At 66.8% G+C, this 21,181-nt stretch carries 19 protein-coding genes; 2 read left to right on the top strand and 17 right to left on the bottom strand.

The features are described from left to right. Positions 1–8 precede the first annotated feature (8 nt). Positions 9–482, top strand: coding sequence for a YhbY family RNA-binding protein (locus KBC94_RS21605; protein WP_294374913.1), 474 nt, complete (start codon positions 9–11; stop codon positions 480–482). 72 nt (positions 483–554) lie between these two features. Then, on the top strand, positions 555–1,277 hold the full coding sequence (locus KBC94_RS21600) for a glycosyltransferase (protein ID WP_294374965.1): 723 nt from the start codon (positions 555–557) through the stop codon (positions 1,275–1,277). Positions 1,278–1,298: 21 nt separating this feature from the next. On the opposite strand, the gene KBC94_RS21595 is transcribed toward KBC94_RS21600, so the two are convergent. From KBC94_RS21595 to rseP, 17 genes are all read right to left on the bottom strand, one after another. Then, on the bottom strand, positions 1,299–2,186 hold the full coding sequence (locus tag KBC94_RS21595; RefSeq protein WP_294374909.1) for a Kdo hydroxylase family protein: 888 nt from the start codon (positions 2,184–2,186) through the stop codon (positions 1,299–1,301). 61 nt (positions 2,187–2,247) lie between these two features. Next, positions 2,248–2,652: a DUF4149 domain-containing protein gene (locus tag KBC94_RS21590; protein WP_294374906.1), complete on the bottom strand. Its 405-nt coding sequence runs from the start codon at positions 2,650–2,652 to the stop codon at positions 2,248–2,250. A gap of 4 nt (positions 2,653–2,656) precedes the next feature. Next, positions 2,657–3,133, bottom strand: a complete 477-nt coding sequence (gene greA, locus KBC94_RS21585) for a transcription elongation factor GreA (RefSeq protein ID WP_017757706.1) — start codon at positions 3,131–3,133, stop codon at positions 2,657–2,659. Between the two features lie 212 nt (positions 3,134–3,345). After that, positions 3,346–4,074 carry an alpha/beta hydrolase gene (locus tag KBC94_RS21580; protein WP_114804094.1) on the bottom strand — a complete coding sequence of 243 codons (729 nt, stop codon included), beginning with the start codon at positions 4,072–4,074 and terminating at the stop codon, positions 3,346–3,348. Positions 4,075–4,299: 225 nt separating this feature from the next. Then, positions 4,300–5,262 (bottom strand): helix-turn-helix domain-containing protein, encoded by a 963-nt coding sequence (locus tag KBC94_RS21575; protein WP_294374900.1) that lies wholly within the window; start codon positions 5,260–5,262, stop codon positions 4,300–4,302. Between the two features lie 68 nt (positions 5,263–5,330). Continuing rightward, positions 5,331–8,558, bottom strand: coding sequence for a carbamoyl-phosphate synthase large subunit (gene carB, locus KBC94_RS21570; protein WP_294374897.1), 3,228 nt, complete (start codon positions 8,556–8,558; stop codon positions 5,331–5,333). Next, complete coding sequence (gene carA, locus KBC94_RS21565) at positions 8,551–9,735, bottom strand: glutamine-hydrolyzing carbamoyl-phosphate synthase small subunit (protein ID WP_294374894.1); 1,185 nt, start codon at positions 9,733–9,735, stop codon at positions 8,551–8,553. Before carA ends, carB begins: the two co-directional genes overlap by 8 nt. Before the next feature lie 115 nt (positions 9,736–9,850). Beyond that, complete coding sequence (locus tag KBC94_RS21560) at positions 9,851–11,572, bottom strand: diguanylate cyclase (RefSeq protein ID WP_294374962.1); 1,722 nt, start codon at positions 11,570–11,572, stop codon at positions 9,851–9,853. Between the two features lie 251 nt (positions 11,573–11,823). Further along, positions 11,824–12,618, bottom strand: a complete 795-nt coding sequence (locus KBC94_RS21555; protein ID WP_294374959.1) for an RNA methyltransferase — start codon at positions 12,616–12,618, stop codon at positions 11,824–11,826. A 41-nt stretch (positions 12,619–12,659) separates the two neighbouring features. Beyond that, entirely contained in the window at positions 12,660–13,361 is a 702-nt protein-coding gene (gene rnhB / locus KBC94_RS21550; protein WP_294374892.1) for a ribonuclease HII, read from the bottom strand. Next, positions 13,333–14,487: a lipid-A-disaccharide synthase gene (gene lpxB / locus KBC94_RS21545; RefSeq protein ID WP_294374957.1), complete on the bottom strand. Its 1,155-nt coding sequence runs from the start codon at positions 14,485–14,487 to the stop codon at positions 13,333–13,335. The genes rnhB and lpxB overlap by 29 nt, the downstream gene beginning before the upstream one ends. A 1-nt stretch (position 14,488) precedes the next feature. Further along, positions 14,489–15,277 carry an acyl-ACP--UDP-N-acetylglucosamine O-acyltransferase gene (gene lpxA / locus KBC94_RS21540; protein ID WP_294374890.1) on the bottom strand — a complete coding sequence of 263 codons (789 nt, stop codon included), beginning with the start codon at positions 15,275–15,277 and terminating at the stop codon, positions 14,489–14,491. A 3-nt stretch (positions 15,278–15,280) separates the two neighbouring features. Then, positions 15,281–15,733: a 3-hydroxyacyl-ACP dehydratase FabZ gene (gene fabZ, locus KBC94_RS21535; protein WP_017761652.1), complete on the bottom strand. Its 453-nt coding sequence runs from the start codon at positions 15,731–15,733 to the stop codon at positions 15,281–15,283. After that, entirely contained in the window at positions 15,730–16,716 is a 987-nt protein-coding gene (gene lpxD / locus KBC94_RS21530; RefSeq protein WP_294374887.1) for a UDP-3-O-(3-hydroxymyristoyl)glucosamine N-acyltransferase, read from the bottom strand. Before lpxD ends, fabZ begins: the two co-directional genes overlap by 4 nt. Positions 16,717–16,726: 10 nt before the next feature. Then, on the bottom strand, positions 16,727–17,263 hold the full coding sequence (locus KBC94_RS21525; RefSeq protein WP_294374885.1) for an OmpH family outer membrane protein: 537 nt from the start codon (positions 17,261–17,263) through the stop codon (positions 16,727–16,729). 8 nt (positions 17,264–17,271) lie between these two features. Further along, positions 17,272–19,752, bottom strand: coding sequence for an outer membrane protein assembly factor BamA (bamA, locus tag KBC94_RS21520; protein WP_294374883.1), 2,481 nt, complete (start codon positions 19,750–19,752; stop codon positions 17,272–17,274). Between the two features lie 42 nt (positions 19,753–19,794). Then, the gene (gene rseP / locus KBC94_RS21515) at positions 19,795–21,171 is read right to left on the bottom strand and encodes an RIP metalloprotease RseP (protein WP_294374882.1); all 1,377 of its coding nucleotides are present in this window, start codon (positions 21,169–21,171) and stop codon (positions 19,795–19,797) included. Positions 21,172–21,181 lie beyond the last annotated feature (10 nt).

Raw genomic sequence — 21,181 nt, 5'->3', positions numbered from 1 at the left:
ATACGGGGATGCCCGCCATTCAACTGACTCCCGCACAGCGCAAGGCGCATCGTGCGGACGCCCACCACCTCGACCCGATCGTCATGATCGGCAGCGACGGGCTCACCGACGCCGTCAAGAAGGAAGCCGACGCGGCCCTCAAGGCACACGGTCTCATCAAGATCCGCGTCTTCTCCGACGACCGCCTCGCCCGTGAAGCCATGCTGGGCGAGCTGGCCGATGCCCTGGACGCCGCGCCCATCCAGCACATCGGCAAGTTGCTCGTGCTTTGGCGTCCCAAGCCGGCCAAGACCCGCGGCGAAGAGGACGAGGACCGCATGCCCGGCCCGCGCGACGTCAAGATCCTCAAGTACAGCAAGCGTGGCGGCCAGCGGCCGGAGGTCAAGATGCTGCGCGTGCTGGGCAACCAGCGCCTCACGCCCGGCGGACTGGTCAAGCGCGCCAAGCCCAAGCAGAAATCCATCAAGAAGCGGCAGGACTGACGCGTGAGCGCGATTTCAGCCGCCAGCGCTGCCGATGGCGCGCCGGCGGAGAGCCAACGGCACATCCTGTGCATGAAGTGGGGCACCAAGTACGGGCCCCACTACGTCAACCGTCTTTATGCAATGGCCCGCCGGCACATGACCGGCGACTTCAGCTTCGTCTGCCTCACGGACGACGACCGGGGCATCCGCCCCGAGGTGCGCTGCCTGCCCATCCCGCAACTGGCAATGGAGCTCAAGCCCGGCCAGCCCGACCGTGCCTGGCGCAAGCTCACCACCTTCGAAGCGGACCTGCACGGCCTGCGCGGCACGGCGCTGTTCGTCGACCTCGACGTGGTGATCGTCGGCGGCCTGGATGCCTTCTTCGAGCAACCCGGTGAATTCCTCATCATCCACGACTACCCGCGCTTCTGGCGATTCGGCGAACGGGTGACGGGCAATTCCTCGGTCTATCGCTTCGAGCTGGGTGCCCATGCGGACGTGCTGGCGTACTTCCGCGCCCACATGGACGAGGTGCCGCGGCAATACCGCAACGAACAGGCCTACCTGTCTGCCTTCATGCATCGCCAGGGCAAGCTGAGCTACTGGCCAGCCGAGTGGTGCCCGAGTTTCAAGTACCACAGCATCCCGCCCTGGCCCACCAACCTTTGGAAGGCGCCCGTGGTGCCGCCCGGTGCCCGCATCGTCATCTTCCATGGGGAATGCAATCCGCCGGACGCGCTCGCTGGCCGACGTAACCGGCGCTTCCGGCATATCGAGCCCGCCGCCTGGGTCGACGAGCACTGGCGCGAATAGCCGCGCCTGCGCGGGTCTCGTTCAGCCCGCCGCGTCTGCGCCCACGAGCGACCGCCCCGTGAGGCGCGTGAGGATGCCCAGCGGGCTCGCCGCATGGTCGTACTCGCCGCCGGCGCGCAGGAACAGGGTCTGCTCCATCATGTACTGGCCCGACATCGCGGCATGCGAAGTCTGGTCCGAAAAGCAGACCCAGGTCGAGCCTGCCGGGAAGTGGACGGTCTGCTGCGGCGAGTTGCGCTGGTAGTCCAGGTCACGCTTCATGCCGTCATGCAACTGGAGCATGAGGTGGTCGTACTCGCTGCGCAGCGACTTGGTCACATGCAGCGCCGCCAGCGCCTTGGCCTGCCAGAGCGCATAGGGCTTGGCGCGCGGCAGGAATGTGCGGGCGACGGTCTCGAACGGCTCGCCCACGCGCCAGACGCGCTCGCCACCCGAGGGATGGATGTTGGTGAACACGCGCAGGATGCGCTCGCCCCGGTTGGGCCGCGAGGGGAAGGCATCCACGTGCAGCCGGCGGTCGTCGGCGCGCCATGACTGCTCGCGGCTCTCCACCTCCGAAGGACGCAGGCTCGTGGGAGCCAGCCGCAACTTGTGCTGGTAGCCAGGCAGCAGCCGCGCGATCAACTCCTGCGACTGGACCCGGAATCGGCCCATCCAGGCGGTGACGGCGGCCTGGACGGCGTCCTCGCCCGCCAAGCCTTTGAGTCGGCCGTCGGCATCGAGGCTGATGTTGCGGGACTTCGGATCGCGCATCTCGGGGCGAAGCAGCGCCTGCTCCTCAGCTTTCAGGCCGAAGCCGAGGTGCGGGAAGTACAGCACCTTGCCGGACTCGAGCGCGGCGGTCCATTCCGGGTTTTCTTGCAACTGCCCCACGGACGAGGCAGTGATCTCGATGATCTGGGAATCCATGGTCATTCTTGATGTTGTTATGACCGGCCATGGTGCCACCAAGTGGCGGGACGCGCCTTCGCTAGGCTCTACGCCACAGGGTTGCACCCGCACACAGCCATTGCGCTGCGTACATGGCCGTTCCCACGCCGTGCCACAGGCGAAGGTTCTCGCGCGCGACGATCCGCGGCGCGACGGCGTACTCCACCAGCAGGGCCAGCAGCAAGCCGCCGAGCATCAGCATCACCACGCCTGGGGGCGTCTCCGGCTCGCCCTCGTCCCGGCGGCCCATCGCCACCAGCATGAGGAGCACGCAGCCCACGGTGATCCAGGTCTGGGCGGAGAACAGCTTGGCCGCGGTCGCCCCGGCGAGCGCGGGCGTGGGCAGGTGCATGAACAGCAGCGGCACAACGACGAAGCCGATTGCCGTGAGACTGCCCCACCAGAGGCCCGCGGCCATCAAGGCCACCCGCGGTTTCCAGGCCATGTGCTCAGGCGTAGCTGACGCCGACGATCTCGTAGCGCTTGACGCCGCCCGGCGCCTGCACCTCGGCCACGTCGCCCTCCTCCTTGCCGATCAGGGCACGGGCGATGGGGCTGGAAATGTTGATCAGACCCTGCTTCAGGTCGGCCTCGTCCTCGCCGACGATCTGGTACTTGACGGTGTCGCCGGTGGACTCTTCCTCGAGCTCGACCGTCGCGCCGAAGACGACCTTGCCACCGCCGTCGATTTCGGAAGGATCGATGACCTGCGCAGCAGACAGCTTGCCTTCGATCTCCTGGATGCGGCCTTCGATGAAGCCCTGGCGATCCTTGGCAGCGTCGTAGTCGGCGTTCTCGCTCAGGTCGCCCTGGGCGCGCGCCTCGGCGATGGCGTTGATCACGGAGGGACGCTCCACCGTCTTCAGGCGATGGAGTTCTTCGCGCAGCTTTTCTGCGCCACGCTTGGTGATGGGAATGGTGGCCATGTCCGTCGTCGTTCTGGTCTGTCAAAGAAGCCCGGGCGGCCCATCCCAAGGAGGGGCTGCCCCACCGATGCGCGACGCGCACAGCGGCATGGGCCGGCGGCAAAAAAGAACGACACCGCCGGGCCGGAGCCGGGCGGTGTCGGTCATTCGATTATGCCGGCTGTTGCGGCCGGGTCAAAACCCGCACGGACGAGGCAGGCGATCCGGTGACATCAGTCGCGGCCCGCCTCCTCGATCTTCGCGGCGAGCAGGGACGGATTGGAAAAGCACAGCTCATGGCTGCCCGCGCACTCCACCAGCCGGAACAGCCCCAGCCGCTCGGACAGACGCGGATGCCACGGCAGGCTGTGCGGCAGCGCGGTGTCCTGCTGGGCATTGAGGTAGCTCTTGCCCACCTCCAGTGCAGCCAGCGGCTGCGGCAGGACGGCCGGTTCGGTGAACGTGCGGTAGGGGTGCGGATTGAGCAGCGCATAGGTGCTGCGCGCCAGAGCCTCGTCAGCGTCGTTGATGAAGGATTCGCGCCAGATCGGAAAAGGCAGCATCACCGCCTGACCATTGGCCGCCGCCACGCCGTCGAAGAGTTCTCGGTAGTGTGGCGGCACCATGTCGTTGAGGCATTGCCCATCCAGCGGCACGAAGGCGTTCCAGTAGACGAGGCGACGGATGCGCCCCGGAAGCCGGTGCGGCATGTGGCTGATGACCATGCCGCCGTAGCTGTGTCCTACGAGCCGGACGTCCTTCAGATCCTGCTGCTCGATGAAGGCCGCCAGGGAGTCGACGGCATCGGCCAGGCCGATGACGGATCGGTCGTCGCCCGGACGATTGCCGGCCAACGTGGGACAGTGGACGACGTGGCCGCGCTCACGAAGGAATTGCGCGGTCGCTTCCATCTCGGCGCCGGTGTGCCAAGCGCCATGCACGAGAACGTAGGTGTCTGCCATGGGGTTGCTCCATTCGATGATCAAGGCAGCCGGCCGCAGGAAAAAAACGGTGGCCGGCGCAGGGCTGACCTTAGAGGGCCGGTGGGGCCCGCGATGGCCTGCAAGAGCCACATGCATGGACGCCCCGTGCCATGACGACCGCTGTGCAGCACGACCGCCGCAACCCGGCTCAGCTGGCGCGACCCGATCCAGCCGCGCGACCGCGCGCGACGAAACGCCCGCAACTCAGCGCCTGCGACGCCAGGCCGCCGGCGTCGCCCCGACACTCCGCTGGAACTCACGCACGAAGTGCGACGCATCGGCGAAGCCGCAGCGCCGGCCGATTTCGCCAATGCCCAGATGGGCAAGCCGGGGCTGCGTCAACAGCGCCTGCGCCCGCTCGATGCGCAGGGACCGGAGCGTGCCCGCGAAGGTGCCGCCCGCCGCGGCAAAGGCGCGATGCAGCGTCCGCAGCGAAACGCCTGCCCCGTGGGCCAGCACCTCGGCCCGCAGGCCCGGCTGGTCGAGTTGCGCGCGCATCAGGGTCAGCAGCCGGCCGTGCAGGCTGACGCAGGCGCCCTCCTCTGCCCGCGGCGGCTCGAAGGCCGCGCCCATCAGTGCGCCCAGGTGCTGCGCGAACATGGGCGCGGGCATGGCGGCCGCGGTGTCCGGATCGCGCGCGAGCTGCACCAGCAGCGCCCCCAGGCTGCGGCCCCAGCCCTGGTCGTGCCATGCCACGCGGGGGCCATGCGCCTCCGGCCCGCTCAACCATTGCGCAACCCAGGCCCGTGGAAGCTGCACCGACACGCAATGCACGCCCTGCGGAAAGTGCAGCTCGTACGGCACCGCGGCATCGACCAGGGCCGCATCGCCAGGACGCAGATGCGCCACCTGGCCACCCTGGCGCACATGCCAGGGCCGGTCGGCCTGACCGATCAGGTAGAAATGGGAACGCCGGCTGCGGGCAATGCCGGCCGGCGTTCTGTAGACATCCTGCGTGGACGCGATGACTTGGTTGACCGAGATTTCCTCGACGTCACGGCTTGCGAGCTGCCCGCCGAAGGCCTCGGCCTCGCGCGAGCTGCAGTCCATCTCGAGGAAGGCCTCGCAGATCGCGCCGACCCAGTAGTCCAGCCGCTCGTTGCATTCGACGGCCTCCGTGCTCCAGAGGCGTCGGTGCTCGGCGATGGCAGGCGGTGCGGGCGGCATGCGCGCACTCTAGCGATCCGCACGTGCCATGCAAGCGGGCGAGCCCCAGGGATCGCTTGCCGCGGCGGTCAGGCGCCGGCCAGCTCCGCGTGCATCTCCTGCACCGAGATCACGCCCAGGTCCTGCAGGTGCTGCATGCCCTCGACAGCCGCTTCGGCGCCGAAGATCGTCGTGATGGTCGTCACACGGGCCAGCAGCGCCGAGGTGCGGATCAGGCGGGAATCGGTGATGGCGTTGCGGCGCTCTTCCACCGTGTTGATGACCAGGGCGATCTCGTTGTTCTTGATCATGTCCACGATGTGCGGACGGCCTTCGGTCACCTTGTTGACCACCGCGCAGTTGAGGCCCGCCGCCTGGATGGCCGCGGCCGTGCCCTTGGTGGCGATCAGCTCGAAGCCCAGCTTGGCCAGGCCGCGGGCGCATTCGACCGCACGGGCCTTGTCGTTGTTCTTCACCGAGATGAAGACCTTGCCCGACTTCGGCAGGATGGTGCCGGCGCCCAGCTGGCTCTTGACGAAGGCCTCGCCGAAGGTCTTGCCCACGCCCATCACCTCGCCGGTGGACTTCATCTCCGGCCCGAGGATCGGATCGACGCCCGGGAACTTGACGAAGGGGAACACCGCTTCCTTGACGCTGAAGTACGGCGGCGTGACTTCCTTGGTGACGCCCTGGCTGGCCAGCGACTGGCCGGCCATGCAGCGCGCCGCCACCTTGGCCAGCTGGATGCCCGTGGCCTTGCTCACATAGGGCACCGTGCGCGAGGCGCGCGGGTTCACTTCCAGCACGTAGATCACGTCCTGGCCATCTTTTTCCTGGATGGCGAACTGCACGTTCATCAGGCCGACCACGTTCAGCGCCTTGGCCATGGCGGCGCTCTGGCGCTTGAGCTCGGCGATGGTCTCGGCCTTGAGGCTGTACGGCGGCAGGGAGCAAGCGGAGTCACCCGAGTGCACGCCGGCCTGCTCGATGTGCTCCATCACGCCGCCGATGAGCGTTGCGCCCTCGGCATCGCGGATGCAGTCCACGTCGCATTCGACGGCGTCGTTCAGGAAGCGGTCCAGCAGCACCGGCGAGTCGTTGCTCACCTTGACGGCCTCGCGCATGTAGCGCTCCAGATCGCGTTGCTCGTGCACGATCTCCATCGCACGGCCGCCGAGCACGTAGCTGGGACGCACGACCAGCGGATAGCCCAGCGACGAGGCCTTTTCCAGCGCCTCGGCCTCGGTACGGGCGGTGGCGTTGGGCGGCTGCTTGAGATTCAGTTCGCGCAGCAGCGCCGAGAAGCGCTCGCGGTCTTCCGCAGCGTCGATCATGTCCGGCGTGGTGCCGATGATCGGCACGCCGTTGGCCTCCAGGTCGAGCGCGAGCTTCAGCGGCGTCTGGCCGCCGTACTGCACGATCACGCCGGTGGGCTTTTCCTTGTCGACGATCTCCAGCACGTCTTCCAGCGTCAGCGGCTCGAAGTACAGGCGGTCGGAGGTGTCGTAGTCGGTCGAGACGGTCTCGGGGTTGCAGTTGACCATGATGGTCTCATACCCGTCCTCGCGCATCGCCAGCGCCGCATGCACGCAGCAGTAGTCGAACTCGATGCCCTGGCCGATGCGGTTGGGACCGCCGCCGAGCACCATGATCTTTTTCTTGTCCGTCGGCTCGGCCTCGCACTCCTCGTCATAAGTCGAGTACATGTAGGCCGTGTCGGTGGCGAACTCGGCCGCGCAGGTGTCCACGCGCTTGTAGACCGGGCGGATGCCCAGGGCGCGGCGCTTGTCGCGGATGGCCTTGTCGGTGGTCTTGAGCTGGCGCGCCAGACGGCGGTCAGAGAAGCCCTTCTGCTTGAGCACGCGCAGCGTGTCGGCGTCGATGTCGTCCAGGCTCTTGGTCTCCAGCTCGAGCTCGATCTTCACGATCTCCTCGATCTGCACCAGGAACCAGCGGTCGATCTTGGTGAGGTCGAACACCTCGTCCACGCTCAGGCCCTGGGCGAAGGCATCGCCCACGTACCAGATGCGCTCGGGGCCGGGCTCGCCCAGTTCCTTCTCGAGCACTTCGCGGTCCTGGGTCTTCTCGTTCATGCCGTCCACGCCCACTTCCAGGCCGCGCAGCGCCTTCTGGAAGGACTCCTGGAAGGTGCGGCCCATGGCCATCACCTCGCCCACGGACTTCATCTGCGTGGTCAGGCGCGAATCGGCCTGCGGGAACTTCTCGAAGGCGAAGCGCGGGATCTTGGTGACCACGTAGTCGATGCTGGGCTCGAAGGAGGCCGGCGTGGCGCCGCCCGTGATCTCGTTGCGCAGTTCATCGAGCGTGTAGCCCACGGCCAGCTTGGCCGCGACCTTGGCGATCGGAAAGCCCGTGGCCTTGGAGGCCAGGGCCGACGAGCGCGACACGCGCGGGTTCATCTCGATGACGATCATCCGGCCGTCCTTCGGATTGACCGAGAACTGCACGTTGGAGCCGCCGGTGTCGACGCCGATCTCGCGCAGCACCGCCAGGCTGGCGTTGCGCATGATCTGGTATTCCTTGTCGGTCAGCGTCTGCGCCGGCGCGACGGTGATGGAGTCGCCGGTGTGCACGCCCATCGGATCCAGGTTCTCGATGGAGCACACGATGATGCAGTTGTCCGCCTTGTCGCGGACCACTTCCATCTCGTACTCCTTCCAGCCGAGCAGCGACTCTTCGATCAACAGCTCGTTGGTGGGCGAGGCTTCCAGGCCGCGCTTGCAGATGGTCTCGAACTCTTCCGGGTTGTAGGCGATGCCGCCGCCGGTGCCGCCCAGTGTGAAGCTGGGCCGGATCACGGTCGGGAACCCGACGCTCTTCTGAACCGCCCAGGCTTCTTCCATGCTGTGGGCGATGCCCGAGCGCGCCGAGCCCAGGCCGATCTTGGTCATCGCGTCCTTGAACTTCAGGCGGTCTTCGGCCTTGTCGATGGCCTCGGGCGTGGCGCCGATCAGCTCGACCTTGTACTTGTCGAGCACGCCGTTGCGCCACAGGTCCAGCGCGCAGTTCAGCGCCGTCTGGCCGCCCATGGTGGGCAGGATCGCGTCGGGGCGCTCCTTGGCGATGATCTTCTCGACCGTGGGCCAGGTGATGGGCTCGATGTACGTGACGTCAGCCGTGGCCGGGTCGGTCATGATCGTCGCGGGGTTGCTGTTGATCAGGATGACCTTGTAGCCCTCCTCGCGCAGCGCCTTGCAGGCCTGTACGCCGGAGTAGTCGAACTCGCAGGCCTGGCCGATGACGATGGGGCCGGCGCCGATGATGAGGATGCTCTTGATGTCTGTGCGCTTAGGCATTCACCGCCTCCGCCTTGTGTTTTTCGATGAGGGCCGTGAAGCGGTCGAAGAGGTAGCCGATGTCGTGCGGGCCGGGCGATGCCTCAGGGTGCCCCTGGAAGCAGAAGGCCGGCTTGTCGGTGCGGGCCAGTCCCTGCAGCGTGTTGTCGAACAGGCTGATGTGCGTCGCACGCAGGTTGGCGGGCAGCGTCTTCTCGTCCACCGCGAAACCGTGGTTCTGGCTGGTGATGGAGACGCGGCCGGAGTCCAGGTCCTTCACCGGATGGTTGCCGCCATGGTGGCCGAACTTCATCTTGAAGGTCTTGGCCCCCGAGGCCAGCGCCATGATCTGGTGGCCCAGGCAGATGCCGAAGGTGGGGATGCCGGTCTCGATCAGCTCGCGCGTCGCCGTGATGGCGTAGTCGCAGGGCTCCGGATCGCCGGGGCCGTTGGCCAGGAAGACGCCATCGGGCTTGAGCTTGAGCACGTCGGCCGCAGGCGTCTGCGCCGGCACCACCGTGATGCGGGCGCCGCGCTGCGCCAGCATGCGCAGGATGTTCTTCTTGACGCCGAAGTCGAAGGCCACGACATGGAAGCGCGGCGTGATCTGCACGCCGTAGCCGGCGCCCAGCTTCCACTCGGTCTGCGTCCACTCGTAGGTCTGGCGGGTGGAGACCACCTTGGCCAGGTCCAGGCCGGCCATCGAAGGCGCCGCCTTGGCGGCGGCGATGGCGGCGTCGATGCGTTCCTGCGTGGGCGTCTCGCCGGCGACCAGGCCGACGATGGTGCCGTTCTGCGCACCGTGGGTGCGCAGGTGGCGGGTCAAGCGGCGGGTGTCGATGCCGGCAATGGCGACGGTGCCGTTGGCGGCGAGGTATTCGCTCAGGCTGCGCGTCTTGCGGAAGTTGGACGCCAGCAGCGGCAGGTCCTTGATGATGAGCCCGGCGGCCTGGATCTTGTCGGCTTCGATGTCTTCCTCGTTGACGCCGTAGTTGCCGATGTGCGGATACGTCAGGGTGACGATCTGCTGGCAGTAACTGGGGTCGGTGAGGATTTCCTGGTAGCCGGTGATGGCGGTGTTGAACACCACCTCGCCGACTGTGGTGCCCGGGGCACCGATCGACTTGCCGAGAAAGACCGTGCCGTCAGCGAGCGCCAGGATGGCGGGCGAAAAAGACCCTTGGAGGGACAAAAGCACTGGGTTCTCCGGATAAGACGGTCGCCCAAGGTTCGTGGCCGCGCTGGCTGCGAACGGTGCTAGGGAATTTTCTGGCGAAGAAAAGAATCGGGCGACGCGGTTTGCGAAAAGCCGCCTATTGTAGCCTCGCCGCCTCACCTTCCAGCCGGCTGGTGTATGCCGAGACATCGAAGTCCGCCATCTCGCAGCGGTTGCGCCCGGCCCGCTTCGCCCGGTAGAGGGCCTGGTCGGCGCGGCGCAGCAGTTCATGGGTGTGCAGCCTCGCGTTCTGGCGCGTGAGCGCCACGCCGAAGCTCGCAGTCACGGCCATGGTGCCGTGGTCCGGAATCGAGAACGGCCGCCCCAGGGCGCTGCGCAGGTGTTCCGCCAACGCCATCGCCTCGGCCGGGCGGGCCACGGCCTGGAACACCACGAACTCCTCGCCCCCGATACGTGCGGTCTGGTCGGGCCGGTGCAGGGTCGACCGCAGCCGGTCCGCCAGTTGTCGCAGCAACTGGTCGCCAACCTCATGCCCATGCTGGTCATTGATCTGCTTGAAGTGGTCGATGTCGAACATGATCAGCGCCAGCATCTGGCCGCCGCTTTCCGCGCTGGCCTGCAGAAGCCGCTGCTCGAAGGTGCGACGGTTGGGCAGGCCGGTCAGATGATCCGTCCCTGCAAGGACATGCAGGCGGGCGATCAGTGCATCGCGCTCCCGCCGCACATGGATCGAGCGCTGAAGCAGTTCCTCCAGGTGGCGCAGAGCAGCAAAGATGGTCCGCAGCTCACGCGCATACCCGCCGCGCCGCTGCGCCGGCGCCAGCGGCGTGAACGTGGTGTCTTCCTGGGTCAGGCCGATCAGCCGGTGCACGGTGTCGAGCAGGGGTGAGAGCAGCCGACGATTGAGCATCACGAGACCCACGGCCAGCAGCATCGTCAGCGACAGCGTGGCGACCACCACGCCCACCAGCACCCACCAGGCGCGATCGTGCAGACCGGAGAGATGGTTCTGCGCCAGCCGGGTCTCCAGGTCCCGCAGCGCCACGATCGGCGCCATGGTGGGGACATAGGCCTCCGCGAACTCGGCAGGCGTCGGACCGCGATGCTGGGCCATGCGCTCGAGCGTCGCGTCGAAATAGGGCATGCCCTGGCCGAAGTAGATGTCGGCCACGCGACCAAAGGCCCGGGCTTCTTCACCCTGGCCCTGCGCGGCAGGTATCGATGCCTGCAGCAGTTCGCTGAGCTGGCGGATCCGTCCCAGCAGCTCGGCGACCCCCTGCCGCTCGGGGACGGACAGCTCGCGCTGGGTGGCCAGGGCCACGGTCAACCGGGAGCCCAGGCGCCCTGCGTTCTCCCTCAGGCGGGCGGCCAGCCGGGCCCGGGTCACCGGGGCGGCAATCTCCGGCGCGAGCCGCTGGAGGTTCTGGCCGAGTTGGTCGATCAGTCGGAACTCGAGATCGACGACGCCGATCATGCGCTCGATGGTCAGGGCCATCTGCCCCGGGTCACGCTGCGCGAGCGTCTGCGTCAGCAAGGCCTGCACCTGCGTGCGGGCCTGCTGCAACTCGCTCTCGATGGCCGCGAATTCGTAGGGGCCCAGCTGGCAGGAACTGCAGGCCGACGCGGCACGTCGGAGGGCTTCGAGGGAAATGTCTGTCTTGCGGCGCGCCGCATCCAGCGTCGGCGCGAACTGGCCGGGGCGTCCGAGGGCTGCATTCATCGGCCCGCGCTCGGCGGACACCTGTTCGACCGCGCTCAGGGCGAGGCGATACACCTGCAGCTGGTCTTCGATCTCGTGCACCGCACGCACGCGCTGGACCGACCAGGTGAACACGAGTGCAGCAAACACCGCCGCCATCAGCAGCACGGCCGCTACCACCGCATTGACCAGTTGATTCAGCACCTGGGGCGCCGCACCGTTGCCACCGTGATGTTGCATGAACGAGCGCAAACACGATCCTGGCTGACGTCCCCGCCAACTCGGTCAATGTTTTTGACACGAAAGTTCACAATTCTGCCCCAACGGGCGCCACTTGCCCAGCAAGTTACGCACAAGTGTGAAAAATCGCACTCCCGGGAGCGCGTTGCACGCCCCAGGCGGTTCCCTCGTCAGGGCTGCGCGGACAGCTTCAAGGCGGCACTGGCATGAAGGCAGACGGCGGCTGCGGCTGCGACGTTGAGCGACTCCTCGCCGCCCGGCTGCGCAATGCGGATGTGCAGATCAGCCCGCGCATCGAGCCCTGCGCCCAACCCCTGCCCTTCGTGCCCCATCATCCAAGCGCAGGGCCAGGGCAACGGGGCCTGGTGCAGCCAGAGTCCTCGATGGGAGCTCGTGGCCAGCAGCGGCAGGCCAAGATCGCCCACGGCCTCGGGCTCCAGGCCTTCAACGAGCCGCAAGGCGAAGTGCGCCCCCATGCCCGCGCGCATCACCTTCGGCGACCATAGCGCCACCGTTCCCTTGAGTGCCAGGATCTGCCCGAACCCAAAGGCAGATGCACTGCGCAGGATGGAGCCGACGTTGCCGGGATCCTGAAGGCGGTCGAGCACGACCGACGCCAGTCCCGCCTGGACGGAATGCTGCTCAGGCAGATCCATCAGGAAGCCGACCGGCGCGGGTGACTCCAGTCCACTGGCCTCCGCCAGCAGCGCGTCCGGCAGCAGGAAGATCTTGGGCGCCGCCTCGGCGAGCTGCTTCGGCGCGTGGGCCCAGAAGGATTCCGCAAAGACCGCAGCCGCCGGCCGAAGGCCCCGATTCAGCGCCGCGCTGCAAAGGTGGTCCCCCTCCAGCCAGAGCCGTCCCAGGCGGCGGTAGACGGCGCCATCGCGGGCCAGGCGACGCAAATCCTTCAGAAGCGGGTTGTCGCGCGAGCTGATGCGCACGGGCTCGGCCGCACGGTGCGCCATGGCCGGCGAGCGGGAACCGTCCGGGCCCGTCGAACCCGCACTCATGGCAGCAGCCGCTCCGGTGACGCGGCCATCTGCACCCGCACTGCGCTCTCCACCTGCACCACCACGGGCGGCACGCCGGCCACCTGCAGCGCCTGCGCTACAGGCGAGAACGAACGCCGGTGATGGACGCAGGCACCGTGCTGGCGCAACGCCGCCAGGTGCTCGGGGGTGCCATAGCCCTTGTGGGCGGCAAAGCCATACTGCGGAAACTCATCGTGCAGCGCCAGGCACAGCCGGTCCCGATGGACCTTGGCGAGGATCGAGGCGGCGGAAATGGCCTTCACCCGTGCGTCGCCCTTGACGATGGCTTCGGCCAGCACATCCAGGGGCGGCAGGCGGTTGCCGTCGACCATCACCTTGGAGGGTCGAAGGCGCAGGCCCTGCACGGCGCGGCGCATGGCCAGCATCGTCGCCTGCAGGATGTTGTGGGTGTCGATCTCTTCCACCGTGGCGGTGGCGATCGAGCAGCACAGTGCCTTGGCCAGGATCTCGTCGTGCAGTTTCTCGCGCCGCAGCGGCGTGAGCACCTTGGAATCGGCCAGGCCCTTGATGGGGTGCAGGTCGTCCAGGATCACCGCCGCCGCCACCACCGGTCCGGCCAGGGGGCCGCGCCCGGCCTCGTCCACGCCGGCCAGCAGGCCCGGGGCATCCCACGCGAGGGGCACCTGTTCAGGCTTGGAGGACTTTCTCGATCGCATCGGCACAGAGTGTGGGGGTGTCACGCAGCAACTCACCATGGAGTTGCGTAAACCGCTGGCGCAGTGCGGCAACGCGTTCCGGCGCGTCAAGCCACGCCAGCGTGGCATCCGCGAGTGCCTGCGGCGTGGCAGCTTCCTGCAGCAATTCCGGCACCACGAAATCGCTGCACAGGATGTTCGGCAGTCCCACCCAGGGCTGCAGCTGCTGCCGGTGCATGAGGTGCCAGGAGACGCGGTTCATGTTGTAGGCGATCACCATGGGCCGCTTTAAGAGCGCCGCCTCCAGCGTGGCCGTACCGCTGGCGATCAGCGTTACGTCGCAGCTGGCCAGCACCTGGTGCGAGCGGCCGTCGACGAGCCTGATCGCACCGGCCATCTCGCTGGCTGCCAGCAAGGTCTCGGCCTCCCCGCGCAGACTGGGGATGATGGGCGCCACGAACTGGAGCTCCGGCCGGCTGCGCCGCATGCGCGCAGCGGCGGCGAAGAAACGTGTCGCCAGATATCGCAGTTCCGAACGCCGGCTGCCGGGCAGGAGGGCGACCACGGGCCGGTCTTCGTCCAGATCCAGGGCGCGGCGGGCCGCACGCTGATCCACCTCCATCGGGATCACATTCGCCAGCGGATGGCCCACGTAGCTGGCCGAGACGCCCTGCTCCGCCAGCAGCGCAGGCTCGAAGGGGAAGATGCACAGCACATGGTCAGCGGCGGCGCGGATCTTCTCGATGCGGTCTGCCCGCCATGCCCAGATGGAGGGGCAGACGAAGTGAACGGTGCGGATGCCGCGCCCGCGCAGGGCGGCCTCGAGATCGAGGTTGAAATCGGGGGCGTCGACACCGATGAACAGCTGTGGCCATTCGCGCAGCAAGCGGGCCCGCAAGTGCCTGCGGATGCCGGCGATCTCGGCATAGTGGCGCAGCACCTCGATGTAGCCGCGCACGGCGAGCTTTTCCTGGGGCCACCAGCTCTGGAATCCGCGGGCAAGCATCTGCGGCCCACCGATGCCCACCAGCGAGGCGTCGGGCCAACGGGGCTTGAGACCGTCGATGAGCAGGCTGGCCAGGAGATCGCCGGACGCCTCGCCCGCGACCATCGCGAACTGGCGCGAAGACACGGAAGTCCCCGCCATGTCAGCGTGCAATGCCGCGCGTGCTGTCCGCGAGAAAGGCGCTCATCAGCTGAACGTCGACTGCCGCATCGGGCATGTCGACGGCGAGTGCGTCGATGGCGGCGCGGGCGTCGTCGAGCGTGCGGCCCTGGCGATACAACAGGCGATGCATCTGCTTGATGGCCGCAAGACGCGCTGCCGAAAAATCCCGGCGCTTCAGGCCCACGATGTTGAAGCCGCGAACGGCCATGGGATTGCCATCGACCAGCATGAAGGGCGGGACGTCCTGGGAAACGGCGGTCGCGAAACCGACCATCGCATGCGCCCCCACCTTCACGAACTGGTGGATGCCCACCAGGCCGCCCACCGTCACCCAGTCGCCCAGTTCCACATGACCTGCCAGGGTGGTGTTGTTGGACAGTGTGGTGTGGTCGCCGACCCGACAGTCGTGCGCGATGTGGCTGTAGGCCATGATCCAGTTGTCGTGGCCCACGCGCGTGATACCACCGGCGCCTGGCACGCCCAGGTTGAAGGTGCAGAACTCCCGGATCGTGTTGCGGTCGCCAATCTCGAGCGCCGTATCCTCGCCGGCGTATTTCTTGTCCTGGGGGATCGCCCCGAGCGACGCGAATTGGAAGATCCGGTTGTCACGTCCGATGGTCGTGCGCCCTTCGATCACACAGTGCGGGCCGACGGAAGTGCCCGCCCCGATGCGGACCTTCGGCCCGATCACGGCGTAAGGGCCGACGTTGACCGACGCATCCAGCTCGGCGCCCGGGTCGACGATGGCGGTCGGATGGATCTGGGGCATGCCTCAGGCCTCGATGCGACGCATGGCACACATCAGCTCGGCCTCGCACGCGAGTTCTTCGCCCACCTTGGCACGGCCCCGGAACTTGGAGATGCCCGCCTTCATGCGGTCGATCTCGACCTCGAGCGTCAGCTGGTCGCCCGGCTCCACCGGACGCTTGAAGCGTGCGCCGTCGATGGCGGCAAAGTAATAGACGGTGTTGTCGTCCGGCACGATGTCCAGCGAGCGGAAGGACAGCAGTGCCGCGGCCTGCGCCATGGCCTCCAGCATCAGCACGCCGGGCATGACCGGGCGATGCGGAAAGTGGCCGTTGAAGAACGGCTCGTTCATCGTCACGTTCTTCAGCGCCGTGATGCGCTTGCCCTTCTCCATGTCCAGCACCCGGTCGACCAGCAGGAAGGGGTAGCGATGGGGCAGGAGCTTGAGGATCTGGTGGATGTCGAGCGTGTTCGTCATGGTGTCAGGCCAGAGGCGGCTTGCTTCTCGAGCGCGCGCAGGCGCTCGCGCAACTGGTGCAGATGACGCAGCGTGGCGGCATTGCGCTCCCAGGCCGCGTTGTCATCGATGGGAAACACACCAGTGTACTGCCCCGGCTTGAGGATCGAACGGGTGACCACGGTGGCGGCGGAGACATGAACGCCATCCGCCAGCTTGAGGTGACCGAGCACCACCGCGCCGCCGCCGATGGTGCACTGCGCGCCGATCTCGGCGCTCCCTGCCACGCCCACGCAACCGGCCATGGCCGTGTTGCGACCGACGCGCACGTTGTGGCCGATCTGGATGAGGTTGTCCAGCTTGACGCCGTCCTCGAGCACCGTGTCCTCCAGCGCGCCCCGGTCGATGCAGGTGTTGGCACCGATCTCCACGTCGTTGCCGATACGTACCGCCCCCAGCTGCTCGATCTTGACCCAGGCACCTTCATGAGGCGCCAGTCCGAAGCCATCGGCGCCGATGACGACCCCAGGGTGGAGCAGGCAGCGATCACCGATGACGCAGTCCTCGCTGACGGTGACGCGCGACTTGAGGACGGTGCCAGCCCCGATGCGGGCACCGCGTTCGACCACGCACAGCGGACCGATGACCGCCGTCGCATCGACATGCGCACCCGCATCGACCACTGCCGAGGGATGGATGCCCGGTGGCTGCGCGGGCGAGTGCCGTGCCTTCCACAGCTGTGTCAGCCGGGCAAAGTAGAGATAGGGATCCGCGACGACCAGGCAGGCTCCGCGCGCCATCGCCTCGTCCCGCATGGACGGGGCCACGATGACGCAGCCCGCCCGGGAGGCCAACAGTTCCTTGCGATAACGAGGGTGGCTCAGGAAGCTGATGGCGGCCGGGCCGGCCGCGCTTAGCGGCTCCAGCCGCTCCACCACCATCGCTGCATCGCCGAGCAACTCGCCGCCGAGCACAGCGACGATCTCGCCCAGAAGCAGGCTCACGGCGCCGGCGTCACTTGCTGCCGCTGCCGTTCGGAGCGGCCGCGGCGTTCAGGGCCTTGATCACCTTGTCGGTGATGTCGTGCTTGGGATTGACGTAGACCGCATCCTGAAGGATCACGTCGTACTTCTCGGCCTCGGCGACCTGCTTGATCGCACGTTGCGCGCTTTCGTACACCTTCTGCAGTTCTTCGCTGCGACGCAGGTTGAGGTCCTCCTGGAACTCACGGCGCTTGCGCTGGAAATCGCGGTCCTGATCGACCAGTTGGCGCTGGCGCTGGGTCCGCTGCGTCTCGGACAAGGTCGGCGCATCGCGCTCCAGCTTGTCCGAAGCCGCCTTGAGTGCCGCTTCCTGGTCCTTGAGATCCTTCTCGCGCTTGAGGAACTCCTGTTCCAGGCGAGTCTGGGCGGCCTTGGCCGCAGGCGCCTCGCGCATCACGCGATCAGGATTGACCACGCCAAAACGGAACGCTTCCTGGGCGTGCGCCACGCCCGTCATCATCAAGCCTGCCAGCAGTGCGGCAGCAGACCACGAGTACATCTTCTTCATTGACTGACTCAGAATGCCGTACCGATCTGGAACTGGACGCGCTGCGTGCGGTCCGCCGGCACCAGCGGCACGAGAGGATTGTTGGGGTCCGGCACTTCCTTCTGTTGCCGGATCGGCACTGCATAGGCGATGCGCAAGGGGCCGAGCGGCGAGATCCAGCTGATCCCCAGGCCGAAGGAGGCACGGATGCGCTGCTGCGCCTTCCACTGCTCATCGGTCTGGCCGTCGCGGCGGTCGGCAAACACGTTACCGGCGTCGAGGAAGGTATAGAGACGCAGCGTGCGGTCATTGCCCGCGCCCGGGAACGGCGTGCTCAGTTCGATGTTGAACACGGCCTTCTTCGTGCCACCCAGTGCCGCGGTCGTGACCGTGTCGCGCGGACCGAGCGAGTTCTGCTCGAAGCCACGGATGGAGCCAAGGCCACCGGCATAGAAGTTCTTGAAGATCGGGAAGTCCTTGCCGCCGAATGCCTTGGCGTATCCCAGTTCGGCGTTGAGGGCCAACGTGTACTGCTTGGACAGCGGGATGTACTGCTGGAACTGGTAACTCGTCTTGCCGTAGCTGAAATCGCCGCCCACGCCGAACTCGAGGTTGGCGCGCTGCACGCGACCCTTGGTCGGAACCAGAGCGCTGTCTCGATCGTCACGGGCCCAGCCGACCGTCAGCGGCACGCCCCAGACCGAGTCGCGGTTGCAGTCCAGCGACGTGGCGTAGCCGCCCGCGCCATACTGGAAGCCGCACTGGAAGTAGTTCAGGTACGCCTGCGGGATCGACTTGCCGTACAGGTCGCGGTAGTAGGTCGCCAGCGCCGGGTTGACGAGCGCGAGCAGCGAATAGTCGGGCACATCGCCCGGCTTGAACTTGTAGCGCTCGATGCCCGCACCGAAGAAGACTGTGTCCACTTCGCTGAACGGCACGCCGAAACGGATCGAGCCGCCCTCAGCCACGAGCGAGTAGTCGCCGTCGGTGCTGTAGTAGGGCCGCGTGGTCTGATGGAAAACGCTGATCGTCCGGGAGATGCCGTCCTGCGTGAAGTACGGGTCCGTGGTGGTCAGCGAGATGGTGCGGTAGTACTTGCTGGTGTTGACGTTCAGACCGAGGTAGTTGCCCGATCCGAAGACGTTCTCCTGCGTGATACCGAAGTTCAGCGAGATCTTGTCCGAACTCGAGAAACCTGCGCCCAGTTGCAGCGAACCCGTCGGCTTCTCGACCACGTTGTAGGTCAGGTCGACCTGGTCTGGCGAACCCGGCACTTCCTGCGTATCGACGTTGACTTCGGTGAAATAGCCCAGACGGTCCACCCGCTCGCGCGACAGCTTGATGCGATCGCCGTCGTACCACGAAGCCTCGAATTGGCGGAACTCGCGGCGGATCACTTCGTCGCGCGTCTTGTTGTTGCCGGACACGTTGATCCGGCGCACATAGACGCGGCGCGACGGATCGGCCTGAAGCACCAGCGCGACGCGGTTGTTCTCGCGGTCGATCTCGGGCTTGGCCTGCACACGGGCGAAGGCATAGCCGAAGCTGGCGAAGTAGTCGTTGAAGGCTTTGGTGGTCTCCGTCACCTGCTCACCGTTGTACGCCTCGCCGGGCTTGATGGTGATCAGCGATTTGAACTCGTCGTCACGCCCGAGGTAGTTGCCATCGAGGCGGACACCCGATACGACGTACTTCGGACCTTCGTGGATGTTGACGGTGATCGACAGATCCTGCCGGTTGGGCGAGATCGCCACCTGCGTGGAGTCGACGCGGAACTCCATGTAGCCACGCGTAATGTAGTACTGCTTGAGCGTCTCGAGGTCGGCGTTGAGCTTGGTGCGCGAGTACTGGTTCGACTTGGTGTACCACGACAACCAGCCGCCGGTGTCCTGGTCGAACAGCCCGAGCAGCGTGGACTCGCTGAAGGCATTGGCACCCACGATCCGGATGTCGCGGATGCGGGCGGGCGCCCCTTCGGTGACCGTGAACGTGAGGTTGACCCGGTTGCGTTCGATCGGCGTCACCGTGGTCACCACCTCGGCGTTGTAGAGGCTGCGGGAGATGTACTGGCGCTTGAGCTCCTGCTCTGCACGATCCGCCAGCGCCTTGTCGAAAGGACGGCCGTCGGTCAGGCCGACCTCGCGCAGCGCCTTCTTCAGCGCTTCCTTGTCGAACTCCTTGGCGCCCACGAAGTCGACATCGGCAATGGTGGGACGTTCCTCGACGATCACCACCACCACATTGCCATTCACGTCGATGCGTACGTCCTTGAACAGGCCCAGGTCGAACAGCGCACGGATGGCCGCGGAGCCGCGATCATCGGTGTAGGTCTCGCCGACGCGCAGGGGAATGGAAGCGAACACCGTGCCGGGCTCGACACGCTGCAGGCCCTCGATGCGGATGTCCCGGACGGTGAACGGCTCAATGGCCCAGGCGGCCGTCGCGGCCAACGCACTGGTGAGCACCGCTGCCACGCTGCGCAGGCGAAAGCGACTGATCTGTTGGTTCATGTGTGAAGAAGAAGGCCGGCGCCGCCAGGGGCCGGCTGAAGGTTAACCAAAGAGACGATTCACGTCGTTGAAGAGTGCAATCGACATCATCACCAGCAGCAGCGCGACACCCCCGCGCTGAAGACGTTCCATCCAGGCGTCGGACACGCCCCTGCCAGTCAGGCCCTCCCAAAGATAATACATCAGGTGCCCCCCATCGAGGACCGGCAGCGGCAGCAGGTTCAGTACGCCCAGACTCACACTAATGAGGGCCAGGAAGACGAGGTATTGGGTCAGCCCCAGGCTGGCGGACTTGCCCGCGTAATCGGCGATGGTGAGGGGCCCGCTGATGTTCTTGATCGACGCTTCCCCGATCACCATCTTGCCCATCATCTTGAGCGTCAGCGTCGACACCTCCCAGGTGCGCTGCACGCCCTTGACGAGGCCATCCAGCGGACCCTGCCGCACCGTCACCATCTCAGGCGCGGCCCCGACATAGGCGCCGATTCGTCCGATGGCGGTGCCCGACTCGTCGCGGACGTCGGGCCGCACCTCCAGCGTCAGCATCCGCCCATCCCGCTCGATATGCCAGGGTTGCGCGCGGCCTTCTCGCCCGTCCACCGAGCGGCGGATGAGTTCGCGCAGGTGCTGGCCGTCGATCACCGTCGTGCTGCCGACCGACAGGACCTGGTCGCCCGCCTTCAGGCCGGACCGGCTCGCAGCCCCGTCGGCCATGACCTCGCCGATGACCGGGCGGGTGAACGGCGCGGCCAGGCCGATCCTGGCGAACATCTGCGGATCGGCATCTCGCGCACCCATGCTGCTCAACGGCAGCACCACCTCGCGCGTTCCTCGGCCTGCGGCGCCTTCGATCTCGAGCCGGAGGTCGCGGCCGTCCAGGGCGGCTCGCGTCGCCTGCCATCGAAGATCCTCGAAAGAGGAGACGGGACTGAGCGAGTCGGCGCCATCATCCCCCACCCCCAACACGCGTTCGCCGCCCTGAAGCCCAGCCTCGGCAGCCAAGGAAGATTCGGCGGGCTTGCCGATCACGGCTGCAGGCTCCTGGACGCCGATCCATCCCACCACCGCGTAGAGAAGAACGGCCAGCAGCAGGTTGGCCACAGGGCCGGCAGCCACGATGGCGGCCCGGGACTTCAAGGGTTGCGTATTGAAAGCGCGATGGCGCTCTTCGGGCGCCACCGGTGCCTCGCGCTCGTCGAGCATGCGCACGTAACCGCCCAGCGGCAACGCGCCCACGACGAACTCCGTGTCCTGGCCGGGACGCTGCCGGCGAGGCTTCCACCGCAACAAGGCGGGACCGAAACCGATGGAGAAACGGATGACCCGCACATTGCAGGCCACGGCCACGCGGTAATGGCCGTATTCATGGACGGCGATCAGCAGCCCCAGCGCGACGACGAAGGCAACGAGGGTGAGCATGGCAGGCAGG

The sequence above is a fragment of the Pseudacidovorax sp. genome, from assembly GCF_017991995.1.
Taxonomy (GTDB): domain Bacteria; phylum Pseudomonadota; class Gammaproteobacteria; order Burkholderiales; family Burkholderiaceae_C; genus Xenophilus.
The sequence above is the reverse complement of the archived record's forward strand: the minus strand, read 5'-3'. Positions and strand labels throughout refer to the sequence as shown.